Source organism: Rickettsia endosymbiont of Culicoides newsteadi, from assembly GCF_002259525.1.
Lineage (GTDB): Bacteria > Pseudomonadota > Alphaproteobacteria > Rickettsiales > Rickettsiaceae > Tisiphia.
Genome location: NZ_MWZE01000130.1, coordinates 1 through 2,943, shown reverse-complemented (window position 1 = coordinate 2,943; position 2,943 = coordinate 1). Strand labels below are relative to the sequence as shown.

Sequence of the window (2,943 nt, the reverse complement as noted above, 5' to 3'; positions counted from 1 at the left end):
CAAAAACTCTTGAGCTGCCACAGGATCAGCCATTATTGTTTTGACTAATGAATCATGCTTTAACTTTTTTGTCATTTTTCTACTTACTTATTAAGCTATTGTTTAGCTAAACTAGTACCTATAATACCTTGATCATGATATTCCAGCAATTGCTTTCTATCAATCTGTCAATAACATTTTAAATTCGAATAAATAATTTGTTGTGCCTGGAAATTTTATCATTCCCTGATCTCTCAGCCACTCTTTGCCACAACAACACTGAAGTCGAGAAACTTAGTTGGGTTAGCTATAGCAGATCATTTAATACATTCTCACTATTTTCACTCCAAGTAGCTAATATCCCTCTGGCATCCTTATTACTAGAATTGTTCCATAATATATCCCATTGTTCTCTGAGAGCAATATTATTTAAAATATCTCCCGTATAATGTATATTAAAAGCCAACATAGCTGATATGGTGCCTTCATCTAATAGACCTAGATTTGAGTTATCTGCTTTTATAATTGGATAACCAAATTTCTCAAGTAATTTCTGTACTTCTTCAATCTTATTCCTATCTTGCTTTGTTTTATCATTATAAGATATTATAACTTTAGGGTTCTCTTTTCTTGAGACAAAAGAATAAAGTCCAAGAGATGCTTTAGCAAAGCTCTCCCAAGGGAAATATATACCAGGATCTATTTTTCTACCTGGAGCCCAATCACTATGACCTATTATTAATTTTGGATTTATTTCATATTTGGATACTAATGTTTTAACTAACTCAATACTGGCATCTATTTGCTGATCAGTAAAAGGTTCCTTACCAGAAGCAATGTGTTCAATACCAATAGACCAGCTGTTCATATCATTATCAAGTATTGAAGTCGCAATATGGGGATTAAGAGTACTATTTTCTTTTAAATTATTTGTTTCATCATCTGATCCATGAACCCCACAAAATTTTGAATTCATAAATGTTGGATCAGCTGGGTCAAGGTCACTATCTGCTTCTAATTTTCCTCTACCAGCATGCCAAGCCCTATACTGATCTGGTACAAGTCGATAAATGGTACCATCAGTATTTATTACATAATGAGATGAAACATTTGATGTATTCCTGGTAAATAATGCGATAGTTTCAGCAAAATTACACTCCGTATAATGCATTACTATCCATCCAGCAGTACCATTATTCTTTCTCAAGTTATAATTATTACATTTCCCTGCCTCAGGTTCTACTTGAGGATCAGGTGGGATTTCAAAATTTGTACGTAAATAAGTATTATTAATATTGTTATTGCTCATATTACTATTCCTCTGGTTAAATTAGTTAAAGTATAGTCAATTGATGAGAAGCTGGTGACGTCGTTACTCGTCGCAGTCCAAATTCTCCTGAATTGACTATATTTGTTGACTTCCAATATAGCCCATGATTATTAGTATATAATATTTTATGGTTTGACTAAGGATATTAAGAGAAAATAATGTAAAAAATTGGAATAATAAATTTGAGGGAGGGAACAATATCACATCCGACAGCTTCCTAGGGGAGTTGAGACAGAAAAACTTTAATAGACCTCTTGCATAACCTAATCTAATTGGTAATTTTGTTGTCAAAACTCGTCTCCGTTCCTCACGTACATCTTAGTACGCTGCGGTACTCGATTTCGTTTTTCCTAAAAATTCCTCAATTATCTTTAGGTTATGCAAGAGGTCTAATAACTCATCTTACGCATAAACCACATGGCAATTTAAAAATTCCAGGAAAGTGCAAGATGTCATTGCGAGACCACTACGTGGTCGTGGCAATCGACATTTATTAGATTGCTTTGTCGCTACTAAAGTAGCTTCTCGCGACGCCAAGCTATTTTCTATATGACTTTTAAATGTCATGCGTAAGGTGGTTTTAAATTCCTAATGGCACTTCAGTTTGTTGTAATATGGTTAAAAATAGACTATTTTGTAGGCTAAATTTTGGGACCTTTGGAGAGAAACCAAAATAAAACCAAAATAAAAATGTTTGAGTGAAGTTGTAGAACCTCGAGAAGGTGGGGCGAATAACGGGACTTGAACCCGCGACCCTCAGATCCACAATCTGATGCTCTAACCAACTGAGCTATATCCGCCATATAATCTGTGCTAAAGTAATTTATTATCACTTGTAAGTCAAGTATATTTAACTTACCTTACGCATGGCATTTAAAAGTTATATAGAAAATAGCTTGGCGTCATTGTGAGGAGCCGCTAAAAGCGGCGACGCGGCAATCCATTTTTGTGTCACCCCTTCGTAGGTAGGGGTTTAAAGATTCCCGCCTACGCGGGAATGATGGTATGGACGAGTGAAGCGAAATATGCTTTACTTGTACGGAGTCAGCTGAAAAATAGTTTTCAGCTGCTCCAAATTAAATAATAATTTAATTAATAGGTCCATACCATGATAAATAATAGCATAAAAAATACTATAATAGGAATAGATTTAGCAAAAAATAGTATGCACTTGGTGCAAGTCGATCAAAATGGCAAAAAAATAGGTTACCAAAAAGTTACAAGAGATGAGTTAATAGCCTATTTACGTCAATTCGGGATAAGGTTATAATTTAGAGGAAAGTCGAAATTGCAATTTATGGAAGGTTTATGGGAGTGTTCGTCAAACTGTGTCAAGTTGAAAAAATAATCTTTTAAATATATAAAATAAAGATTATTGATGTTGTAAATAGCGAAGAATGTGGATAAGTTACTATCAACTTATCCACATGTTCTTCGCATAAAATAATAGGAAATTTGACATGAGCAAACCAATGAAACCAATTCAACTAGACCAAGTATCGCAAATACTTAATCAAGATAAATGTATAGAAATCATTCAAGGACTATACCAAGGTAAACCGCTACTTGGTGCAGGTGGACTGCTAACATCATTAGTTAAAGATTTTACACAACTTGCCCTAGAAAGTGAAATG

At 34.1% G+C, this 2,943-nt stretch carries 2 protein-coding genes and 1 tRNA gene; 1 reads left to right on the top strand and 2 read right to left on the bottom strand.

Annotation, left to right across the window (positions count from 1 at the left end; all coding sequences use genetic code 11):
• Positions 1-286: 286 nt before the first annotated feature.
• Together RiCNE_RS06690 and RiCNE_RS06685 are read right to left on the bottom strand one after the other, a co-directional pair.
• Entirely contained in the window at positions 287-1,288 is a 1,002-nt protein-coding gene (locus RiCNE_RS06690) for an N-acetylmuramoyl-L-alanine amidase (RefSeq protein WP_094649787.1), read from the bottom strand.
• Positions 1,289-2,032: 744 nt separating this feature from the next.
• A tRNA-His gene (locus RiCNE_RS06685) sits at positions 2,033-2,109 on the bottom strand.
• Between the two features lie 308 nt (positions 2,110-2,417).
• Between RiCNE_RS06685 and RiCNE_RS07605 the strand changes: the two genes are divergently transcribed.
• Positions 2,418-2,579 (top strand): hypothetical protein, encoded by a 162-nt coding sequence (locus RiCNE_RS07605; protein WP_157905712.1) that lies wholly within the window; start codon positions 2,418-2,420, stop codon positions 2,577-2,579.
• Positions 2,580-2,943: the final 364 nt, after the last annotated feature.

Coding starts and splice junctions, on each gene's coding strand:
- RiCNE_RS07605 (WP_157905712.1), top strand. CDS start 2,418: ATGATAAATAATAGCATAAAAAATACTATAATAGGAATAGATTTAGCA.
- RiCNE_RS06690 (WP_094649787.1), bottom strand. CDS start 1,288: ATGAGCAATAACAATATTAATAATACTTATTTACGTACAAATTTTGAA.